Raw genomic sequence first — 19,000 nt, forward strand, 5'->3', positions numbered from 1 at the left:
GGTGACCCACTCATGAAGATCATCCTTACCCACGAGGTCTCCGGCCTCGGTGCCGCGGGCGACGTCGTCGACGTCAAGGACGGCTACGCTCGCAACTACCTGATCCCGCGGAAGCTCGCTATCCGCTGGACCAAGGGTGGCGAGAAGGACGTCGAGCAGATCCGTCGTGCTCGCAAGATCCACGAGATCCACACCATCGAGCAGGCCAACCAGGTGAAGGCCCAGCTCGAGGGCGTCAAGGTCCGCCTGGCCGTCCGCTCCGGCGACGCAGGCCGTCTCTTCGGCTCCGTCACTCCGGCCGACATCGCTTCGGCGATCAAGGCTTCCGGTGGCCCCGAGGTCGACAAGCGCCGCATCGAGCTCGGTTCGCCGATCAAGACGCTGGGCGCCCACGAGACGTCGGTGCGTCTGCACCCCGAGGTTGCCGCCACGGTCAACATCGAGGTCGTCGCCGCCTGAGGGCAGCGCTCGCTGAAGCAGTGAGCCTGGGGGCCGTATCCGTCAGGGTGCGGCCCCCAGCGCTGTCTCTCCCAAGGACGCTCGCCCACATGCAATCGGCACGAGCGCGGGACTTCACATGCGCGGTGTTCCACGTGAAACGGTCAGCGCGCCGCGCCCGTCACGATCCAGCGGCCGGAGCGGGAACGCAGCCACAACGTCAGCATCCGCACGGCCATCATCAGCGTCATCGTGGCCCACAGTGCGGTGAGTCCTCCTCCGAGGACGGGCACCAGCAGGGCGGCCGGGGTGAAGACGACGAGGGTCACGAGCATGGCCCAGGCCAGGTACGGCCCGTCGCCCGCGCCCATCAGCACACCGTCCAGCACGAAGACGATGCCGCAGATCGGCTGGGACAGCGCCACGATGACCAGGGCAGGCAGCGCCGCGTCCTTCACGGCGGAGTCGCTGGTGAACAGCGGCAGGAACACCGGCCGTGCCAGTACGACCAGAATGCCCAGGACGACACCGACGGCCACGCCCCACTCGACCATGCGGCGACACGCGTCCCGTGCTCCCTGTGCGTCACCGGCTCCGAGATAGCGCCCGATGATGGCCTGTCCCGCGATGGCGATTGCGTCGAGGGCAAAGGCGAGCAGGCTCCACAGGGAGAGGATGATCTGATGGGCCGCGATGTCGGAGTCGCCCAGCCGGGCCGCCACCGCCGTCGCGATCATGAGGATCGCCCGCAGCGAGAGCGTCCTCACCAGAAGCGGTGCACCCGCCTGGGCCGACGCCCGGATACCGGCGGCGTCGGGTCGCAGGGAGGCCCCGTGCTTGCGAGCACCGCGCAGCACTACCGCCAGATAGACCGCGGCCATCCCGCACTGCGCGATCACGGTGCCCCACGCGGACCCGGCGATGCCAAGACCGGCGCCGTAGACCAGGACGACGTTGAGGATGCCGTTGGCGACGAAGCCGGCGACCGCCACGTAGAGCGGGGTTCGGGTGTCCTGAAGTCCGCGGAGCACTCCGGTCGCCGCGAGCACGATCAGCATGGCCGGGATGCCGAGCGTCGAGATCCGCAGGTACGTGACGGCGTACGGGGCGGCGGTCTCGGAGGCGCCGAAGAGGTCCACGAGTGCGGGCGCCGTCGGGAGGACGACGGCCACGACGGCGGCGCCGAGCAGCAGTGCCAGCCAGATGCCGTCCATGCCCTGACGGATGGCGGCGGGGAGGTCACCGGCGCCCACCCGCCGGGCGACGGCAGCCGTGGTGGCGTAGGCGAGGAAGACGAAGATGCTCACCGAGGTCACCAGGAGGGCCGACGCGACGCCGAGTCCCGCGAGCTGTGCCGTGCCGAGATGGCCGACGATGGCGCTGTCCGCCATCACGAACAGGGGCTCGGCGACGAGGGCACCGAAGGCCGGGACGGCCAGCATGACGATCTCTCGGTCATGCCGGCGGCGGGCGGCCTTGGGGCGTGCGGGGGCCTGTGTCATGTGCACCAATCTAATCATCCACAGGTAAGAGATGCCAGCAGTTTGAGACCCTTACTTTGTGGCTCTGGGTGTGGGGTTGCGTACACCTGTCGAACGGATTGTGATCCCCGCGGGAAAGTTTTTCTTCTGCACAGCCCGTGGACGGCAAATCGCCAGGTCAGGGGCTTCTTCACAAGGTGGTCACCGCCTTGTTCACAGCGCTGTCCACCGGCTCGTGCACAGGTTTCGCGGAGTTCTCCACAGCTCTGGGCTCGTCGTCCACACGGCCTGTGGATAACCAGATTGGCTGACGGTGCCGACGGGCCTACGGTGGTCCGGCACCTGCTCCGTCCACCGGTTCTGTAATCGTCACAAAACCGGCGTCCGACAAGCGGAGTTGGGCCCCTTATTTGTCAGTGTCGTGCCGTAGAACTGAGAGGCATGGCGAGATCCGCTCCGGCGGACGGGAGGAGGTGGCTCGGTGAGCATTTCCGAGCCCTTGGACGACCCGTGGGCCGACAGCGGTCCCAGTGATCGTCTGCCCGCCTCCCGCCGTACGGGCGACCACGGCAGAGGACGCGACGAGCAGCACGACCGCGGCCCGGACCGGGGCGTGTGGGACGGCGGAGGCTCCGCCTTCGAGCGGGTCCCGCCGCAGGATCTGGAGGCGGAGCAGTCCGTGCTGGGCGGCATGCTGCTGTCCAAGGACGCCATCGCCGACGTCGTCGAGATCCTCAAGGGCCACGACTTCTACAAGCCGGCCCACGAGACGATCTACACCGCCATCCTCGACGTCTATGCCAAGGGCGAGCCGGCCGACCCGATCACCATCGCCGCCGAGCTGACCAAGCGCGGCGAGATCAACAAGGTGGGCGGGGCGTCGTACCTGCACACCCTCGTGCAGACGGTGCCCACGGCGGCCAACGCCGCGTACTACGCGGAGATCGTGCACGAGCGGGCGGTGCTGCGCCGACTGGTCGAGGCGGGCACCCGCATCACCCAGATGGGATACGCGGCCGACGACGACGTCGACGAGATCGTCAACCGCGCCCAGGCGGAGATCTACGCCGTCACCGAGCAGCGCACCAGCGAGGACTACCTGCCGCTCGGCGACATCATGGAAGGCGCCCTCGACGAGATCGAGGCGATCGGGTCGCGCAGCGGCGAGATGACGGGTGTGCCCACCGGCTTCACCGACTTCGACTCGCTGACCAACGGACTGCACCCCGGTCAGATGATCGTCATCGCCGCGCGTCCCGCGATGGGCAAGTCGACGCTCGCGCTGGACTTCGCCCGCGCCGCCTCCATCAAGAACAACCTGCCCAGCGTCATCTTCTCGCTCGAGATGGGCCGCAACGAGATCGCGATGCGTCTGCTGTCCGCGGAGGCCCGCGTCGCCCTGCACCACATGCGTTCCGGCACGATGACCGACGAGGACTGGACCCGCCTGGCCCGGCGGATGCCGGACGTCTCGGCCGCACCGCTCTACATCGACGACTCGCCGAACCTGTCGATGATGGAGATCCGCGCCAAGTGCCGGCGGCTGAAGCAGCGCAACGACCTGAAGCTCGTGGTGATCGACTACCTCCAGCTGATGCAGTCGGGTGGCTCGAAGCGGGCCGAGAGCCGGCAGCAGGAGGTCTCGGACATGTCCCGTAACCTCAAGCTGCTCGCCAAGGAGCTGGAGATCCCGGTCATCGCGCTGTCCCAGCTGAACCGTGGTCCCGAGCAGCGCACGGACAAGAAGCCGATGGTCTCCGACCTGCGTGAGTCGGGCTCCATCGAGCAGGACGCCGACATGGTCATCCTGCTGCACCGCGAGGACGCGTACGAGAAGGAGTCCCCGCGCGCCGGCGAGGCCGACCTGATCGTCGCCAAGCACCGTAACGGCCCGACGGCCACCATCACGGTCGCCTTCCAGGGCCACTACTCCCGGTTCGTGGACATGGCGCAGACCTGAGGCGCCACGTCACACCCCGGGCGTGTCGGCCCGACCCGCCTGGTCAACTAGGTGGCATGACGTCACCTCAGGAAGAACTGCTGGCCGGTACCCGGCGGGCGCTGCTGCACCGGATCGCCGTCGCGCAGCGGGAAGGGCGGGCCCCGTCGCTCGTCGCGGCCGTCGTGCGGGACGGGAGGACCGTGTGGAGCGGGGCCCGGACCTCGGTGGAGGGGGAGGTCCCGGACGGCGACGTCCAGTACCGGATCGGCTCGATCACCAAGACCTTCACCGCCGTCCTGGTGCTGCGGCTGAGGGACGAGGGTCTGCTCGACCTCGCCGACCCGCTGGAGAAGCACCTGCCCGGTACCGGCGTGGGCGAGGTGACCGTCGTCGACCTGCTCGCGCACCGCGCCGGACTCGCCGCCGAGACGCCCGGCCCCTGGTGGGAGCGGACCCCCGGCTCCCTGCGCCCCGGGCTGGCGGATGTGCTGGGCGAGCGTCCCTTGGTGCATCCGGTGGGGCGGCGCTTCCACTACTCGAACCCTGGCTACGCGCTCCTCGGGGCGCTGGTCGAGAAGCTGCGCGGGGCGCCGTGGGCGGATGTCCTGCGGCGCGAGGTGCTCGAACCTCTGCGGCTCCACCGCACCACCGTGGGGCCCGTGGCGCCGCACGCGGGCGGCTGGGCCGTGCATCCGTGGGCCGACGTGATGCAGCCCGAGCCGTTGGAGAACCTGGGCTTGATGGCTCCCGCGGGGCAGTTGTGGTCCACCGCCGGCGATCTGACACGCTTCGCGGCCTTCCTGGCCGCGGGGGACGAGCGGGTGCTGAGCGCCGAGTCGGTGCGGGAGATGAGGACGCCGACGGCGCCGGCCGAGGCGGCGGACGTGGCCGACGGTTACGCCTACGGCCTAGGGCTGGAGCTGCGCCATCAGCACGGCAGGGCGCTCGTCGGGCACACCGGCTCCCTCCCTGGGTTCCTGGCCTGCCTGACGATGGGCATCGCGGACGACGTCAGCGCGGTGGTCCTCGCCAACTGCACCTCCGGGCCCGCGCCGTTCACCGTCGCTGCGGACCTGGTGCGGATCGTCGCCGAGACGGAACCGCGCATCCCCGCGCCCTGGAGGCCGCTCCGGAAGGCCGATTCCGCCGTGCTGGACCTGGTGGGCCAGTGGTACTGGGGGACGTACGCCCTCGGGCTGCGGCTGTCGGCCGACGGGATGCTCGCGCTGGAGCCGCTCTCCGGGAAGGGGCGGCGTTCACGTTTCCGTCCGGACGGTGATGGCGGCTGGGTGGGGCTCGAGGGCTACTACGCCGGGGAGGTGCTGAGGCCAGTGCGGCGCGCGGACGGCAGGGTCAGCCACCTCGACCTCGGCTCGTTCGTGTTCACCCGGCAGCCGTACGAGGAGGGTGCTCCAGTGCCCGGTGGCGTGGACGCGGAGGGGTGGCGGGGTCTTTCGTAGGCCCACGGGCACCTGAGGTACGCGAGCGGCTGTGTTTCACGTGAAACACAGCCGCTCCCCTTACAACGCCAGCTTGAAGCCCACGTGCGACGGCGTGAAGCCGAGCCGCTCGTAGAAGCGGTGGGCGTCGGTGCGGCTGTTGTCCGTCGTCAGCTGGACCAGCTGGCAGCCCTCGCGGCGGGAGGTGTCGATCGCCCACTCGATCATCCGGGTGCCCAGGCCGCCGCCGCGTTCGTCCGCGTGGATGCGTACGGCCTCGACGACCGAGCGCGTGGCGCCGCGCCGGGACAGTCCCGGAATGATCGTGAGCTGGAGCGTCCCGACGACCTGCTTTCCCCGGACGGCGACGACGAGGTGCTGATTCGGGTCGGCACGCAGCCGTTCCATCGCGGTCAGGTAGGGCGCCAGATCGTCCGGGGACTCGCGCTGCGCGCCCAGTGGGTCGTCCGCCAGCATGGCGACGATCGCCGGGACGTCATCGGTGGTCGCGGACCGTATCTCAAGATCTCCCATGCCCGCACCTTATGCGGGCACCGGCGCCTTGAGTGTCTCCACGGCGCGGACCAACGGGGCCAGATCGGGGTTCTTCGCCGCCTCGTCGAGCGCCTCGCGCAGCGCGGTGTCGTTGGTGGGCCGCGCCTCCTCCAGCAGCTTGAGGCCGGCCTCGGTGACGTCGGTGTAGATGCCGCGCCGGTCGGTGGGGCAGAGGTACCTCTCCAGCAGGCCTCGGTCCTCGAGTCGGGTGACGAGCCGGGTGGTGGCGCTCTGGCTGAGCACGACCGCGTCGGCGACCTGCTTCATCTGCAGATGGCCACCCTCACCCGTGTGCTGCCGGCTCAACACGTCGAGCAGGGAGTACTCCCGCACGCTCAGATCGTGCCGGGCCTGGAGGGCGCGCTCGGTGTGGGCCTCGATCCTCCCGTGCAGCAGCGAGAGAGCGCACCAACTTTGGGCGAGGGCGGTGAGGGCGGGATCCGTGGCTGTCATGGGGTGATTCCTCCGTCCAACAGCGTCTGACACCAAGGGTAGACCACACCCGCAATATCCCGCGCTTGCAAATATCCCGCGTATGCAACTATTGTCGAGTCTCGTTAAGCGCTCCTGCAATCTCCGGAAGGTCTGTTCCCCATGCCTCTCGCGCTTCTGGCCCTCGCGATCGGGGCCTTCGGGATCGGCACCACCGAATTCGTGATCATGGGCTTGCTGCCCGAGGTCGCGGGCGACTTCGGTGTCTCCATCCCCACCGCCGGCTACCTGGTGACCGGGTACGCCCTGGGTGTCATGATCGGCGCCCCCCTGATGACCGTGCTCGGCACCAAGATCTCCCGGAAGCGCATGCTGATGCTGCTGATGGGCCTCTTCGTCGTCGGGAACCTGCTCTCGGCGCTGGCCCCGAGTTTCGGCCTCATGCTGACCGGACGGGTGGTCGCGTCCCTGGCCCACGGTGCCTTCTTCGGCATCGGTTCCGTCGTGGCCGCCGACCTGGTCGCCCCCGACAAGCGGGCCGGCGCGATCTCCCTGATGTTCACCGGTCTCACCGTCGCCAACGTCGTCGGCGTGCCGCTGGGCACCCTGGTCGGCCAGTCCCTCGGCTGGCGCGTCACCTTCGGCATCGTCGCCGCGCTCGGCGTGGTCGGCCTGCTCGGAGTCGCCAAGCTGGTGCCCGACATGCCGAAGCCCGAAGGCGTGCGGCTGCGCCACGAGCTGGCCGCCCTGAAGAACGTGCAGGTCCTGCTCGCCATGGCGATGACCGTGCTCGGCTTCGGCGGCGTCTTCGCCGCGATCACCTACATCGCGCCGATGATGACGCACGTTGCGGGCTTCGCCGACGGCTCCGTCACCTGGCTGCTGGTGCTGTTCGGCCTCGGCATGGTCGGCGGCAACCTCGTCGGCGGCAAGTACGCCGACCGCGCCCTGATGCCGATGCTGTACGTGTCCCTCGGCGCGCTCGCCGTCGTCCTGGCACTGTTCACCCTGACCGCCCACAACAAGATCGCCGCGGCCGTCACCATCGCCCTCGTCGGCGCGCTCGGCTTCGCCACGGTCCCCCCGTTGCAGAAGCGGGTCCTGGATCATGCGCACGGCGCGCCCACCCTGGCCTCGGCGCTCAACATCGGCGCCTTCAACCTTGGCAACGCGCTGTCCGCCTGGCTGGGTGGCCTCGTGATCGCCGCCGGGCTCGGCTACACCGCCCCCAACTGGGTCGGCGCCTTCCTCGCCGCGGCCGCCCTGGCGCTCGCCGTCCTGTCGGCGGGCCTCGAGCGCCGCGAGCGGGCGGCCGGCACACCGGCCGCGGGCACGGTCGCCGTGGAGCGGCCGACCGTCGCCACGCACTGAACCGCGGCGCCTCCGGGCGCGGGGCCAGGGCCGCCCTCGCGCCCACCGATCCCCCTCCCGTCCGTCACGACGGACACCACACCCACCCCAAGGAGAACCACCTCATGACCACCACCACCGCCGTTGCCCCGCTGACCACCGCGGACGCCGAAGCCCTCGTCGCCGCAGCGGTCGAGGCCGCCGAGAGGGCCGGTGTCACCGTCAGCGTGACGGTCCTCGACGCGGGCGGGCACCTGCTCGCCTTCCGCCGGGACGACCGGGCCGTGCTGATCTCCGGCGAGACCAGCACGCGCAAGGCCTACACCGCGCTGCAGCTGAACTCGCCCACCGCCGACCTGGTGGACGTCGTGCAGCCCGGCGGCCTCTTCCATACCCTGCCCACCGCCCTCGACCGGCCGCTGCTCTTCATCGCCGGCGGCGTGCCCGTACGGCGTGACGGCCGGCTGATCGGCGCCGTCGGCGTCGGCGGCGGCGCCCCGGAGCAGGACCACGGCTTCGCCACCGCCGCCGTGGAGTTCCTCGCCTGACGACGGACGGCGCCACGCCCCGGACGACGCACAGGACGGCCGGGTGCAACGCACAGCAGGTGCGTACGGCGCACCACACGGCGACGCCGCTCCCGCACAGCACGCGGGACCGGCGTCGCCGTCTGCCTGCGGTCAGGCGGCCGCCACCGTCACCGGGGCGAACCGCCGGCTCCAGTCCCCGGGGAGTTCCGTGATCCCGTGCGTCATGACGGCGTTGAACGCGACCGGCGTGAGTCCGTGCTCCTTCACCCAGTCGAGCAGCTCGCGGTGGCGGACGTCGATGTCGGTGCGCAGCGGCCGGTTGGTGTGGGCGGCCAGGGAGGCGATGAGCGCCTGGGCCGTCGCGGTGTCCCGAGCGATCAGCGGGCCCACGACATGAGTGTCCATGTTGGGCCATGCGGCGGTGTAGCCGATGATCCGTCCGTCCTCCTCGGCCACCCGCAGCTGGTCCGCGAAGGCGGGCAGGCGGGTCACGATGTGGGTCCGGTCCATGCCGAAGACCTCTTCGTCCAGCCGCAGGATGGCGGGGAGATCCTCGGCGGTGGCCGTGCGGGTCGGGACGTCCGTCCGGCCGGACGGGACGAAGTGCCCGCGCACCATCTCGGCCTGCCCGGTTACCTTGAAACCGAGCTCCTCGTACAGCGGCCGTCCGAGAGGCGTGGCGTGCAGGGTGAGGGGAGTGGTGCCCGCCTCCTCGAGGACATGACGCATCAGCCGGCGCCCGAGGCCCTGACGGGAGTGGCGCTCCGCGACGAGCACCATGCCCACGGCCGCCAGGGAGGGCTGCTCCCGGGGCCCGTACTCGGTGACGACGCAGGCGGCCGCCAGACCGCCGTCGGGGGCGTCGACGCCCTGGCCGCGGCCGGCCGCGAGCAGAAGTCCCCACTTGTGCTCCTCCCGGGGCCACCCCCGGTCCTCGGACAGGTCGGCGCAGGCGGTGAGATCGCGGAGCGTCAGACGACGGATGGGCAGGGCGTCGAGAGAAGGTGTCGGCACGCAGGTCAGGCTGTCCGACCGGAGCCTTCGGCGTCCACCTGTTTCCGCAGATGCGTACGTGCTTTTGGCCATCCCGGTGAGGCCGGGATCAGCCCAGGTCGGAGGCGTGCAGGGCACGCACCCCCTCGATGTTGCCGTCGAGATAGTGGCGCAGGGACAGCGGGACGAGGTGCACGGAGGCGATGCCGACCCGGGTGAACGGCACGCGCACGATCTCGTACTCTCCGGCGGGTTCCTCGACCTCCGGACCGTGCCGCAGGGACGGGTCCATGGACTCCAGGCGGCAGACGAAGAAGTGCTGGACCTTCACGCCGGTGGAGCCCTCGTCCTCGCCGATGTGCTCCACGGTGTCCACGAAGCACGGCACCACATCGGTGATCTTGGCGCCGAGCTCCTCGTACACCTCACGGTGCAGGGCATGGACGACGGTCGCGTCCTCCGGCTCGACCCCGCCGCCGGGGGTGACCCAGTACGGGTCCACACCGGGTTTGGTGCGCTTGATCAGGATCAGGTGATCGCCGTCCAGCAGAACGGCTCGGGCGGTGCGCTTGACCACGGGTCGGACGGTCATGGGGGAAATGTGGCCCAGCTGGTTCCACGTGAAACATCGCCGGCCACCCTTGCTCCGGCCGCCGGGACACCGTGTCGCCGACGCCCCCGTCAGCACCAGTCGGCGGCCGCCCGCTCCAGCCATTCGTGGGCCCGTGCTATGTGCGGCATCGCCAGCGTGCCGGTGCGGACGGCCAGGAAGTAGGTGCGCAGCGGAGGCACCGTGGGCTCGTACAGTGCCAGCACGTCGCCGCGCTCCAGTGCGCCCGCGCAGAGGTAGCGCGGCAGCACGGCGAGGCCGGCCCCCGCCGTGGCGCACGCCAGCACCGCACGAAGGTCCGGGACGATCACCGTGCCGGGACAGACCGGACGCGAGTCGAACACGGAGGCCCAGTAGCGGGCGACGAAGGGCAGCGACTCGTGCACCTCCACGACCGGGACCCGCTCGAGGGCGGCCGGGCCGCGCAGGCGGAGCGTCGCCATGCCGATCCGCTCGGCCCAGCCGGGCGCGGAGACCAGGACGTGCTCCTCGTCGCAGAGCGCCGTCGCCGAGAGCAGCGCGCCGCGCGGGCGGACGGTGCTGATGGCCAGGTCGTGGTGGCCGGCGGCGAGCCCTTCGAGGACCTCGTCGGCGGTGCCGAAGGAGGCGCGGAGCGCGAAGCCGTGGCCGTCCTCGCCCGTCAGCTCCGTGAGCGCGGGCAGCGCCCGCTCGGCGGTGAACTCGGGTGGTCCGGCCAGATGCAGGGTGCGTAAGGAGGAGTCCTCCTCCAGCCCGGACTCGGCTATCTCCACCAGCGCGTCCAGGTGCGGCGCCGCCTTGTGGGCGAGCTCGTCGCCGATCGTCGTCGGCGTCACCCCGCGCGCCTGCCGCAGGAACAGAGGCCGTCCGACCTGCCGCTCCAGAGTCCTGATCTGTGAGGTGACCGCCGGCTGCGAGAGGCCCAGCAGGGCCGCCGCGCGCGTGAAGGAGCCGGCCCGGTGCACGGTCACGAAGGTCCGCAGCAAGGCCAGATCCACGGCACGCCCCCTCCCTCGCCGGCCCGCCGCAGACCGGCGGGACCAACTATAAATTTGTCGATAGGTCGCTGTCGCTACTGTGATTGGACACTGACAGTGAGTCAACTAGCCTGAGTCGCGCGGTTCTTCGCGCGCAGAACCGAGGACGGTCCGAGCCACGAGGGGGGAGGCTCGGACCGTCCGCAGAGGGTGCCGTGAGTCGGATGTCCGCCGGTCAGCCCGCGGTCACGTCCAGCGCCCGAAGCACGTCCGCGATCAGGTCCTCTGGGTCCTCGGCGCCGACGGAGAAGCGGACGAAGCCCTCCGGAACCGCGTCCCCGCCCCAGCGGCCGCGCCGCTCCGCCGTGGACCGCACGCCGCCGAAGCTCGTCGCGTCGTCCACGAGCCGCAGCGCCTCGAGGAAGCGGTCCGCCCGCTCGCGGGACGGCAGAGTGAAGGACACCACGCACCCGTAGCGGCGCATCTGCTGCGACGCGATCTTGTGCGACGGATCGTCCGGCAGCCCCGGGTACCGCAAGCCCGTGACCTCCGGCCGCTCCCGCAGCGCCTCGGCGAGCCGTAGCGCCGTCGCGTTCTGCCGCTCCACCCGCAGCTGGAGCGTGGCGATCGACCGGTGCGCGAGCCACGCCTCCATCGGCCCCGGAATGGCGCCGATGATCTTGCGCCAGCGCCGCACCGCGGCCATCGCCTCGGCGTCGCGGCCGGTGACGTACCCGAGGAGCACGTCGCCGTGGCCGGTCAGCTGCTTGGTGCCGCTGGCCACCGCGAAGTCCGCGCCGAGCTCCAGCGGACGCTGGCCCAGCGGCGTCGCCAGGGTGTTGTCGACGGCGACCAGAGCCCCCTGGGCGTGGGCCGCGTCGGCAAGCCGCCGCACGTCGCACACGTCGAGTCCGGGGTTCGAAGGCGTCTCGATCCACAGCAGCTTCGCGCCGTCCAGTACCTCCAGCTGGGCGTCGCCGCCGGTCGGCGCGGTGCGCACCTCGATGCCGTACGCCTCCAGCTGGGCGCGCGCCAGCGGCAGCGCCTGGTAGCCGTCGTCGGGCAGGACGACCGCGTCCCCCGCGCGCAGCTGCGAGAACAGCACCGCGGAGATGGCGGCCATGCCCGAGGCGAACACGAGCGTCTCGACGTCGTCCCGCCCCGGGGCCTCCAGCTCGCCCACGGCCCGCTCCAGCAGGGTCCACGTCGGGTTCTCGTCCCGGCCGTAGGTGTACGGGCCGGTCGGGTCACCCGGCAGGTGGAAGTGGGCCGCGAACACCGGCCCTGGCAGGGTCGGCTCGTGCTTCACCGGCTCGGGAAGTCCGGCCCGCACCGCACGGGTGCCGTCGCCCGGTCCGCCCGTGCCCCTGGTCGCGTCGTTCATGCCGCCCGTCCTTCCACCTGCTCACGTACCGCGGCGAGCAGTCCGTGGCTCGCCGCCTCCACCATCTCAAGACACGCGTCGAAACCTTCGGGGCCCCCGTAATAAGGGTCGGGCACGTCGAGGTCGTCGCCGGCCGCCGGGTCGTACGACCGCAGCAGCCGGACCTTCTCCGCGTCCCGCTCCGTGGGGGCGAGGCGGCGCAGCGCCCTGAGGTGGCCGGCGTCCAGGGCGACGACCAGATCGAGCCGGCCGAACCAGGACAGGTCGAACTGCCGGGCCGTGTGCTCGGCGTGGTAGCCGTTCTCCCGCAGCACGGCGACGGTGCGGGGGTCCGCGCCCTCGCCCTCGTGCCAGCCGCCGGTACCGGCGCTGTCGGCCTCGACCAGTTCCTCGAGACCGGCCTCCGCCACGCGGGCGCGGAAGACGAACTCGGCCATCGGAGAGCGGCAGATGTTGCCGGTGCACACGAAGCAGACGCGGTAGGTCATGGTGGTCAGTCCCCGTCGGGCAGGATCACGTTCAGGGCCCAGGAGACCACGGAGACGATCAGACCGCCCAGGACGGCCGTCCAGAAGCCCTCCACGTGGAAGCTGAGGTCGAGCTGGTCGGCGAGCCAGGAGGTGAGCAGCAGCATCAGGGCGTTCACCACCAGGGTGAACAGGCCCAGGGTCAGGATGAGCAGCGGCAGGCTCAGCAGCTTGACCACCGGCTTGACCAGGAAGTTCACCACGCCGAAGATCAGTGCGACCAGGAGCAGCGTGCCTATCTCCTTGCCGGTGCTGTCACCGGTCAGGGTGATCTTGTCGAGGAGCCAGACCGCGACGGCGAGTGCTCCCGCGTTGGCGATCGTCTTGACTAGGAAATTCTTCATGTGTCTGATCGTGGCAGACAGCATCGTGATCGGGCAGTGAGGGCAGGGGCGGGACCCGTGAAAGCATTCAGGCTGGACGAACTCGAAGCGGAACGCGCCGCGAACGACGGGGCGTACCTGCAGTTCCTGCGGGAACGGAACATGTCGGTCGGTCTCTACGCCCTGGACGCGGGCGCCCAGGACCCGCAGCAGCCGCACAGCCAGGACGAGGTGTACTTCGTGGTCAGCGGCCGCGCCTCGATCACCGTCGGCACGGAGACCACCGAGGTCGCGCGCGGCAGCGTCGTCTACGTGCCGGCCGGGGCGCCGCACAAGTTCCACCACATCAGCGAGGACCTGCGGGTCCTGGTGGTCTTCTCTCCGCCGGAGAGCTGAGGCAGGGCCTCGGGGTTCCCTAGGGGACGGGTCAGGGGAGGACAAGGGATCCGAGGCCCCCGTCCGGCCGCCGGCCGCCCTAGCATCGAGAGCGGACATCATCGACACGACCCGGCAGGCAGCGGGCGGAGAGGTAAGGACGAGGCCATGCGAGAGATCTTCACGGGACTGCCGTGGTGGGTGAAGTGGATCGCGGTGCCGGTCATCGCCCTGGTGGTGTTCGGCGGCCTGATAGCGAGCGTGGTCGGTTTCGTCATCGGCCTGCTCTTCAAGGCGCTGGTCTTCGTCGCCCTGGTCGGCGGACTGATCTACGTGGTGCGCAAGTTCACGGCGAGCTCCTCGTCGCGCGACTGGTGAGCCGGCGGGAACCGGCGGGGCGGTAACGGGATACGCCGGTTCCCTCGGGTGGGGGAAGTTTCCGCGCAGGGCCTCCTGCGTGCGGTGACGGACGGTTAGAGTCCGGAACTCGACGCGGGGCCGGTCCCCGCGAGCGGCGACCCCACCACCCGTGTTCCCCGCACGGGCTGCCCCCTCGCGTTACGGGAGTGACCCTTGGCCACGACTGGCACCGCCCCCGCCCCACGGACCGCGGTCCCCCCGCAGCCCCGTTCGCCGGCGCCGCACACGTCGGCTCCCGGCGCGACCCTCATCGGCTCGGTCCAGCGCGCCATGCGCCTGCTGGAGACCGTCGCCGCGCACGAGCACGGCGCCCCCGCCAAGCAGCTCGCCCGGGAGACCGGACTGGCGCTCCCCACGGCCTACCACCTGCTGCGCACCCTGGTGCACGAGGGCTATCTGCGGCGCGACCGCGGCCTGTTCTTCCTCGGGGAGGCCACCGAGCGGCTCAGCAGCAGCGGAGCCCAGCAGAAACGTCGCAGCACGGTGACCGACACCCTCGCCCGCTGGCGGGACGCGGTGGGCGTTCCCGTCTACTACGCGGTCTACCGCGACGGCGAGATCGGTCTGATCGGCGTCGCCGACACCCCGGCCAACCCGGCCGTCGAGGAGTGGGCCGACTTCCGGGAGACCGCCCACGCCCACGCCCTCGGCCAGTGTCTGCTCGCGCAGCTGGACGACGCGGCCCGGCGCGACCACCTCGACCGCTACCCGGTGCGCCCGGTCACCCCGTACACGGTGCGCGACGCCGCGAGCCTGCTGCGTCGCCTGGAACGCGCCCTCGAGACCGACCCGGTGATCGAGCGTCAGGAATACGCGCTGGGGACGGTGTGCGCCGCGATTCCTCTCAGGGTGGGCGCCACGGCGGCCTCCGTGGCCGTCTCGCTGCCCGTGCACCAGGCCGACCGTCTCCTCCCGACGATCCAGCGGCTCCAGGCCGAAATGCGCTGCCTGCTGGGCTCGCTGGCGCTGTCTATCAGTATCTGAAAACTCACTCCTTGTGATCTGCTGTGTACGTTCAGCAAGATTCCCTTAGTGTCAGGGTCCAGGCCCGGCCAGTCCGCGGCGAATGACGGGGTAGGCGATGCGCGAATCCGTACAGGCAGAGGTCATGATGAGCTTTCTCGTGTCGGAAGAGCTTTCCTTCCGCATTCCGGTGGAGCTCCGTTATGACACCTGCGATCCCTTCGCGGTGCGGCTGACCTTCCATCTGCCCGGAGACGCCCCGGTGACGTGGGCGTTCGGCAGGGAGCTGCTGGTCGACGGCGTGGGCAGGCCCTGCGGTGAGGGCGATGTGCGGGTCGCGCCGGTCGACCCCGACACCCTGGGCGAGGTGCTGATCCGGCTTCAGGTCGGCAGCGACCAGGCACTGTTCCGATCGTCGACCGCACCGCTCGTGGCCTTCCTCGACCGCACCGACAAGCTGGTGCCGCTGGGGCAGGAAGGGGCGCTCGCCGACTTCGACGCCCACCTCGACGACGCGCTCGACCGCATCCTCGCGGAGCAGAGCGCCGGCTGACGCGTTGAGCCGACCGGGTGGGCCGGTGGCGTAACGCTTCGGCCCGCCCCCGGCCCTCCGCCCGTGGGCGGGAGGGTCAGCGTTTGCGGCGGCGGCCGCGTCCGCCGCGCGCCATGGCGGGCCGGGGTTCGGGCGCACGGCCGACGGCCTGGTCGTGCGTCGCCGTCTGCCCGGGTACCGGGGCGCGGTCCGCCGGGCGGTCCGCCGACACGACCAGCGCGGCCAGGGCCGTGGTCACCGGTACCGAGGCCACCAGGCCGATCGAACCGATCAGCGTGCGCACGATCTCCTCCGCGACCAGTTCGCTGTTGGCGACCGTCCCCACACTGCTCTGCGCCACGGAGAACAACAGCAGGAGCGGCAGTGCCGCGCCCGCATAGGCGAGGACGAGGGTGTTGACCACGGACGCGATGTGGTCGCGGCCGATGCGGATGCCCGCGCGGTACAGCGCGCGGCGGCCCATCGCCGGGTTGGCCTCGTGCAGTTCCCACACGGCGGACGTCTGGGTGACCGTCACGTCGTCCAGGACGCCGAGCGAGCCGATGATGACGCCCGCGAGCAGCAGGCCGCTCATGTCGATGCCGGGATAGAGGCCGTGGATCAGGCCGGTGTTGTCGTCGGTGTTGCCGGTGAGGGCCGACCAGCCGATGAACACCGATCCCAGGACGCCGATCAACAGCAACGAGACCAGGGTGCCGAGCACCGCCACCGACGTGCGGGCCGACAGCCCGTGACAGAGGTACAGCGCGAGCAGCATGATCAGGCTCGCTCCCACCACCGCCACGACCAGCGGGTTCGAGCCCTGAAGGATCGCCGGCAGGATGAAGAAGTTGAGCACCAGGAAGCTGACCGCCAGCGCGACCAGCGCCATGAGGCCCCGCAGCCGGCCCACGGCCACCACGGCGAGCGCGAAGACACCGGCCAGCAGCGCCAGCGGGAAGCGGCGGTTCACGTCGGCGACCGAGTACTGGAGGTCCTCCGGCGCCGAGGGCTCGTAGGCGACGACGACCCCCTGGCCCTCGCTCAACTGCCGTGACTGGTCCGGCTGCACGATCTCGGTGAACGTCCGGCCCTTGTCCTCGCCGGTGTCGACCCGGATAGTCGCCTTCTTGCAGGTGCCGTTCGCCTGCTGCTGGGCCGAGGAGCCCTCGGCGGTGGAGGTGTCACCGGTCGGGACGCCGGCAGACGGGTTCGCGGCGGCGCAGTCCACCGCGACCACCTCGGTGACCGTGGCCTGCTGCGTCTGGCGGTCGAAGCCGACGCCCGTGCGTTCGTGGGCGGGGGCGCCACCCGGCCACAGCACGGCCAGGCCGACGAGGACCGCCGCGGTGAACGGGATGAGAACCGCGGCGATGACCTTGCGGAGATGGCGGGACACGGGGGCGGCCGGGCCGTGACTGTGGCTGTGCCCGTAACTGTGGACCGGAGCATGACCCTGGCCGTGGTCGTGCCCGCTCGTGGCGGGCGGGGGATCACCCGGCGTCCCTGGCGTGGCCGAGCGCCGGTGCGAACCGGTGTGTTCGTGCGATCCCGTGCGTCCCTGCCCGGGACCGTGCCCGTGCCACTGCCCGGGGCCGTGCCCGGGCTGGGCGTCGGCACCGTGCGGTGGCTCGGACGGCGGGTACGGAGGCGGAGAGTTCGAGGTCACCGACCGATCATCGCAAGAAGGAGGGGGGCCCTCTGTTCAGCGCGCCAGAAATGACGCTAGCGTGGAGGCACCTTTTGTACACGCGGGAGCTCGGAGCACCGGGCTGAGAGGGCGCTGACCTCCGTCCCAGCGATGTTCCACGTGAAACATCACCGACAGCGGGTGATGTTTCACACGGGACGTCCCCAGACGGAAACCGCTGCGTCGACCGCCGAACCTGTTACCGGGTAATGCCGGCGTAGGGAGTAGGTCTCATGACCAACAAGGACGCACGCACGTCTGCCTCCACGCAGAACCCGACGGAGACGTCGGAGGCCGCGGAGGCCGGGAAGTCCATCGGCTGGCACAAGGCGTACGTCGAGGGCAGCCGCCCCGACCTGCGGGTGCCGGTCCGTCAGGTGCACCTCACCAACGGGCAGTCGGTCACCCTGTACGACACATCGGGCCCGTACACCGATCCACTCGTCGACACCGACGTCCGCCGGGGACTGGCCCCGCTGCGCGAGAACTGGATCGTCGCCCGCGGCGACACCGAGGAGTACGCGGGCCGTCCCGTCCGTCCCGAGGACGACGGGATCAAGCACACCTCGCCGCGCGGGGGACTGCGCAACCTCGACGCGGTCTTCCCCGGCCGGCCGCGGCTGCCGCGCCGGGGCCGCGAAGGGAAGGCCGTCACGCAGCTGGCGTACGCGCGCCGGGGTGAGATCACGCCCGAGATGGAGTTCGTGGCGATCCGGGAGAACGTCTCCCCCGAGGTGGTCCGCGAGGAGATCGCGGCGGGCCGCGCGGTGCTGCCCGCCAACGTCAACCACCCGGAGATCGAGCCGATGATCATCGGCAAGCGGTTCCTGGTGAAGGTCAACGCCAACATCGGCAACTCGGCTGTCACGTCCTCCATCGAGGAGGAGGTGGAGAAGATGACCTGGGCGACCCGCTGGGGTGCCGACACGGTCATGGACCTCTCCACCGGCCGCAACATCCACACCACCCGCGAGTGGGTGCTGCGCAACTCCCCCGTCCCCATCGGCACCGTGCCGCTCTACCAGGCGCTGGAGAAGGTCGACGGCAAGGCCGAGGAGCTGACCTGGGAGATCTACAAGGACACGGTCATCGAGCAGGCCGAGCAGGGCGTGGACTACATGACGGTCCACGCCGGCGTCCGGCTCGCGTACGTGCCGCTCACCGCCAACCGCAAGACGGGCATCGTCTCGCGCGGCGGGTCGATCATGGCGGCGTGGTGTCTGGCGCACCACAAGGAGTCGTTCCTGTACGAGCACTTCGAGGAGCTGTGCGAGATCCTCGCCGCGTACGACGTGACGTACTCGCTCGGCGACGGTCTGCGGCCGGGGTCCATCGCGGACGCCAACGACGAGGCGCAGTTCGCGGAGCTGCGCACGCTGGGCGAACTGAACCGGATCGCGAAGCGGCACGACGTGCAGACCATGATCGAGGGCCCGGGACATGTCCCGATGCACAAGATCAAGGAGAACATCGACCTCCAGCAGGAGATCTGCGAGGAGGCGCCGTTCTACACGCTCGGTCCGCTCACGACGGACGTCGCGCCCGCGTACGACCACATCACCTCGGGCATCGGCGCCGCGATGATCGCCTGGTGGGGCACGGCCATGCTCTGCTACGTCACGCCCAAGGAGCACCTGGGGCTGCCCAACCGGGACGACGTGAAGACCGGCGTGATCACCTACAAGATCGCGGCCCATGCGGCCGACCTCGCCAAGGGGCATCCGGGCGCGCAGGAGTGGGACGACGCGCTGTCCGACGCGCGCTTCGAGTTCCGGTGGGAGGACCAGTTCAACCTGGCCCTCGACCCGGACACGGCCCGTGAGTTCCACGACGAGACCCTCCCGGCGGAGCCGGCGAAGACGGCCCACTTCTGCTCCATGTGCGGGCCGAAGTTCTGCTCGATGAAGATCTCCCAGGACATTCGCCGTGAGCACGGCGGCAGCCGCACGGAGATCGAGGAGGGCATGGCCCAGAAGTCCCGCGAGTTCGCGGAGGCGGGAAACCGGGTGTATCTGCCGATCGCGGACTGAGCGCGTGACCGGGTGGCTCCGCCGCTGAGC

20 protein-coding genes and 1 riboswitch are annotated in these 19,000 nt (G+C 70.6%); of the genes, 10 read left to right on the plus strand and 10 right to left on the minus strand.

Translation table 11 applies throughout. The features are described 5' to 3' along the window. Positions 1-12 precede the first annotated feature (12 nt). Complete coding sequence (rplI, locus tag ACF1AG_RS13970; protein ID WP_048457230.1) at positions 13-459, plus strand: 50S ribosomal protein L9; 447 nt, start codon at positions 13-15, stop codon at positions 457-459. Positions 460-602: 143 nt separating this feature from the next. On the opposite strand, the gene ACF1AG_RS13975 is transcribed toward rplI, so the two are convergent. Then, positions 603-1,940: an MATE family efflux transporter gene (locus tag ACF1AG_RS13975; protein ID WP_391809781.1), complete on the minus strand. Its 1,338-nt coding sequence runs from the start codon at positions 1,938-1,940 to the stop codon at positions 603-605. A 460-nt stretch (positions 1,941-2,400) separates the two neighbouring features. On the opposite strand from ACF1AG_RS13975, the gene dnaB reads away from it, so the two are divergent. Both dnaB and ACF1AG_RS13985 read left to right on the plus strand, forming a co-directional pair. After that, positions 2,401-3,879 carry a replicative DNA helicase gene (dnaB, locus tag ACF1AG_RS13980; RefSeq protein WP_026243900.1) on the plus strand — a complete coding sequence of 493 codons (1,479 nt, stop codon included), beginning with the start codon at positions 2,401-2,403 and terminating at the stop codon, positions 3,877-3,879. Positions 3,880-3,935: 56 nt separating this feature from the next. Then, entirely contained in the window at positions 3,936-5,321 is a 1,386-nt protein-coding gene (locus ACF1AG_RS13985; protein ID WP_391809782.1) for a serine hydrolase domain-containing protein, read from the plus strand. A 60-nt stretch (positions 5,322-5,381) separates the two neighbouring features. Here the strand turns inward: ACF1AG_RS13985 and ACF1AG_RS13990 are convergent, their stop codons facing one another. Further along, positions 5,382-5,834: a GNAT family N-acetyltransferase gene (locus ACF1AG_RS13990; protein WP_391809783.1), complete on the minus strand. Its 453-nt coding sequence runs from the start codon at positions 5,832-5,834 to the stop codon at positions 5,382-5,384. Between the two features lie 9 nt (positions 5,835-5,843). Beyond that, entirely contained in the window at positions 5,844-6,308 is a 465-nt protein-coding gene (locus ACF1AG_RS13995; protein ID WP_391809784.1) for a MarR family winged helix-turn-helix transcriptional regulator, read from the minus strand. A 141-nt stretch (positions 6,309-6,449) separates the two neighbouring features. Between ACF1AG_RS13995 and ACF1AG_RS14000 the strand changes: the two genes are divergently transcribed. Beyond that, positions 6,450-7,658: an MFS transporter gene (locus ACF1AG_RS14000; protein WP_391809785.1), complete on the plus strand. Its 1,209-nt coding sequence runs from the start codon at positions 6,450-6,452 to the stop codon at positions 7,656-7,658. Positions 7,659-7,762: 104 nt separating this feature from the next. Continuing rightward, positions 7,763-8,185: a heme-binding protein gene (locus tag ACF1AG_RS14005; protein WP_391809786.1), complete on the plus strand. Its 423-nt coding sequence runs from the start codon at positions 7,763-7,765 to the stop codon at positions 8,183-8,185. A gap of 132 nt (positions 8,186-8,317) precedes the next feature. Here the strand turns inward: ACF1AG_RS14005 and ACF1AG_RS14010 are convergent, their stop codons facing one another. The 6 genes from ACF1AG_RS14010 to ACF1AG_RS14035 form a co-directional block, all read right to left on the minus strand. Continuing rightward, positions 8,318-9,181 (minus strand): GNAT family N-acetyltransferase, encoded by an 864-nt coding sequence (locus ACF1AG_RS14010; protein ID WP_391809787.1) that lies wholly within the window; start codon positions 9,179-9,181, stop codon positions 8,318-8,320. Between the two features lie 88 nt (positions 9,182-9,269). Then, entirely contained in the window at positions 9,270-9,752 is a 483-nt protein-coding gene (locus ACF1AG_RS14015) for an NUDIX domain-containing protein (protein ID WP_033273279.1), read from the minus strand. Positions 9,753-9,841: 89 nt separating this feature from the next. After that, positions 9,842-10,747, minus strand: coding sequence for a LysR family transcriptional regulator (locus ACF1AG_RS14020; RefSeq protein WP_359600664.1), 906 nt, complete (start codon positions 10,745-10,747; stop codon positions 9,842-9,844). A gap of 214 nt (positions 10,748-10,961) precedes the next feature. Then, the gene (locus tag ACF1AG_RS14025; RefSeq protein WP_359600663.1) at positions 10,962-12,110 is read right to left on the minus strand and encodes a cystathionine gamma-lyase; all 1,149 of its coding nucleotides are present in this window, start codon (positions 12,108-12,110) and stop codon (positions 10,962-10,964) included. Continuing rightward, positions 12,107-12,598 (minus strand): low molecular weight protein-tyrosine-phosphatase, encoded by a 492-nt coding sequence (locus ACF1AG_RS14030; RefSeq protein WP_391809788.1) that lies wholly within the window; start codon positions 12,596-12,598, stop codon positions 12,107-12,109. Before ACF1AG_RS14030 ends, ACF1AG_RS14025 begins: the two co-directional genes overlap by 4 nt. 5 nt (positions 12,599-12,603) lie before the next feature. Further along, positions 12,604-12,981: a phage holin family protein gene (locus tag ACF1AG_RS14035; RefSeq protein ID WP_048457241.1), complete on the minus strand. Its 378-nt coding sequence runs from the start codon at positions 12,979-12,981 to the stop codon at positions 12,604-12,606. A 57-nt stretch (positions 12,982-13,038) separates the two neighbouring features. On the opposite strand from ACF1AG_RS14035, the gene ACF1AG_RS14040 reads away from it, so the two are divergent. The 4 genes from ACF1AG_RS14040 to ACF1AG_RS14055 all read left to right on the plus strand — a co-directional run bounded on the left by ACF1AG_RS14040 (position 13,039) and on the right by ACF1AG_RS14055 (position 15,271). After that, complete coding sequence (locus ACF1AG_RS14040) at positions 13,039-13,356, plus strand: cupin domain-containing protein (protein ID WP_359600661.1); 318 nt, start codon at positions 13,039-13,041, stop codon at positions 13,354-13,356. Between the two features lie 147 nt (positions 13,357-13,503). Beyond that, entirely contained in the window at positions 13,504-13,713 is a 210-nt protein-coding gene (locus ACF1AG_RS14045) for a DUF5326 family protein (RefSeq protein ID WP_019525342.1), read from the plus strand. Between the two features lie 195 nt (positions 13,714-13,908). Further along, positions 13,909-14,739, plus strand: coding sequence for an IclR family transcriptional regulator (locus ACF1AG_RS14050; protein WP_387796064.1), 831 nt, complete (start codon positions 13,909-13,911; stop codon positions 14,737-14,739). A 97-nt stretch (positions 14,740-14,836) separates the two neighbouring features. Further along, positions 14,837-15,271, plus strand: a complete 435-nt coding sequence (locus ACF1AG_RS14055; RefSeq protein ID WP_391809789.1) for an SsgA family sporulation/cell division regulator — start codon at positions 14,837-14,839, stop codon at positions 15,269-15,271. Between the two features lie 76 nt (positions 15,272-15,347). Here ACF1AG_RS14055 and ACF1AG_RS14060 read toward each other — a convergent pair whose 3' ends face one another. Then, entirely contained in the window at positions 15,348-16,919 is a 1,572-nt protein-coding gene (locus ACF1AG_RS14060) for a YibE/F family protein (protein ID WP_391809790.1), read from the minus strand. A 72-nt stretch (positions 16,920-16,991) separates the two neighbouring features. Further along, a riboswitch (TPP riboswitch) is annotated at positions 16,992-17,181 on the plus strand. Here ACF1AG_RS14060 and thiC point away from each other — a divergent pair. Beyond that, positions 17,174-18,970, plus strand: coding sequence for a phosphomethylpyrimidine synthase ThiC (gene thiC / locus ACF1AG_RS14065; RefSeq protein ID WP_391809791.1), 1,797 nt, complete (start codon positions 17,174-17,176; stop codon positions 18,968-18,970). It overlaps the preceding riboswitch by 8 nt. Positions 18,971-19,000 lie beyond the last annotated feature (30 nt).

It is taken from the genome of Streptomyces sp. NPDC014764 (assembly GCF_043082785.1).
GTDB classification, from domain to species: Bacteria; Actinomycetota; Actinomycetes; order Streptomycetales; family Streptomycetaceae; genus Streptomyces; species Streptomyces althioticus.

What these genes read in the sequence shown, in the direction of transcription:
- thiC (WP_391809791.1), top strand. Translation starts at nt 17,174, where the DNA reads ATGACCAACAAGGACGCACGCACGTCTGCCTCCACGCAGAACCCGACG.
- ACF1AG_RS14030 (WP_391809788.1), bottom strand. Translation starts at nt 12,598, where the DNA reads ATGACCTACCGCGTCTGCTTCGTGTGCACCGGCAACATCTGCCGCTCT.
- ACF1AG_RS14035 (WP_048457241.1), bottom strand. Translation starts at nt 12,981, where the DNA reads ATGAAGAATTTCCTAGTCAAGACGATCGCCAACGCGGGAGCACTCGCC.
- ACF1AG_RS13990 (WP_391809783.1), bottom strand. Translation starts at nt 5,834, where the DNA reads ATGGGAGATCTTGAGATACGGTCCGCGACCACCGATGACGTCCCGGCG.
- ACF1AG_RS13995 (WP_391809784.1), bottom strand. Translation starts at nt 6,308, where the DNA reads ATGACAGCCACGGATCCCGCCCTCACCGCCCTCGCCCAAAGTTGGTGC.
- ACF1AG_RS13975 (WP_391809781.1), bottom strand. Translation starts at nt 1,940, where the DNA reads ATGACACAGGCCCCCGCACGCCCCAAGGCCGCCCGCCGCCGGCATGAC.
- ACF1AG_RS14000 (WP_391809785.1), top strand. Translation starts at nt 6,450, where the DNA reads ATGCCTCTCGCGCTTCTGGCCCTCGCGATCGGGGCCTTCGGGATCGGC.
- ACF1AG_RS13985 (WP_391809782.1), top strand. Translation starts at nt 3,936, where the DNA reads ATGACGTCACCTCAGGAAGAACTGCTGGCCGGTACCCGGCGGGCGCTG.
- ACF1AG_RS14055 (WP_391809789.1), top strand. Translation starts at nt 14,837, where the DNA reads ATGCGCGAATCCGTACAGGCAGAGGTCATGATGAGCTTTCTCGTGTCG.
- ACF1AG_RS14015 (WP_033273279.1), bottom strand. Translation starts at nt 9,752, where the DNA reads ATGACCGTCCGACCCGTGGTCAAGCGCACCGCCCGAGCCGTTCTGCTG.
- ACF1AG_RS14045 (WP_019525342.1), top strand. Translation starts at nt 13,504, where the DNA reads ATGCGAGAGATCTTCACGGGACTGCCGTGGTGGGTGAAGTGGATCGCG.
- ACF1AG_RS14025 (WP_359600663.1), bottom strand. Translation starts at nt 12,110, where the DNA reads ATGAACGACGCGACCAGGGGCACGGGCGGACCGGGCGACGGCACCCGT.
- ACF1AG_RS14005 (WP_391809786.1), top strand. Translation starts at nt 7,763, where the DNA reads ATGACCACCACCACCGCCGTTGCCCCGCTGACCACCGCGGACGCCGAA.
- rplI (WP_048457230.1), top strand. Translation starts at nt 13, where the DNA reads ATGAAGATCATCCTTACCCACGAGGTCTCCGGCCTCGGTGCCGCGGGC.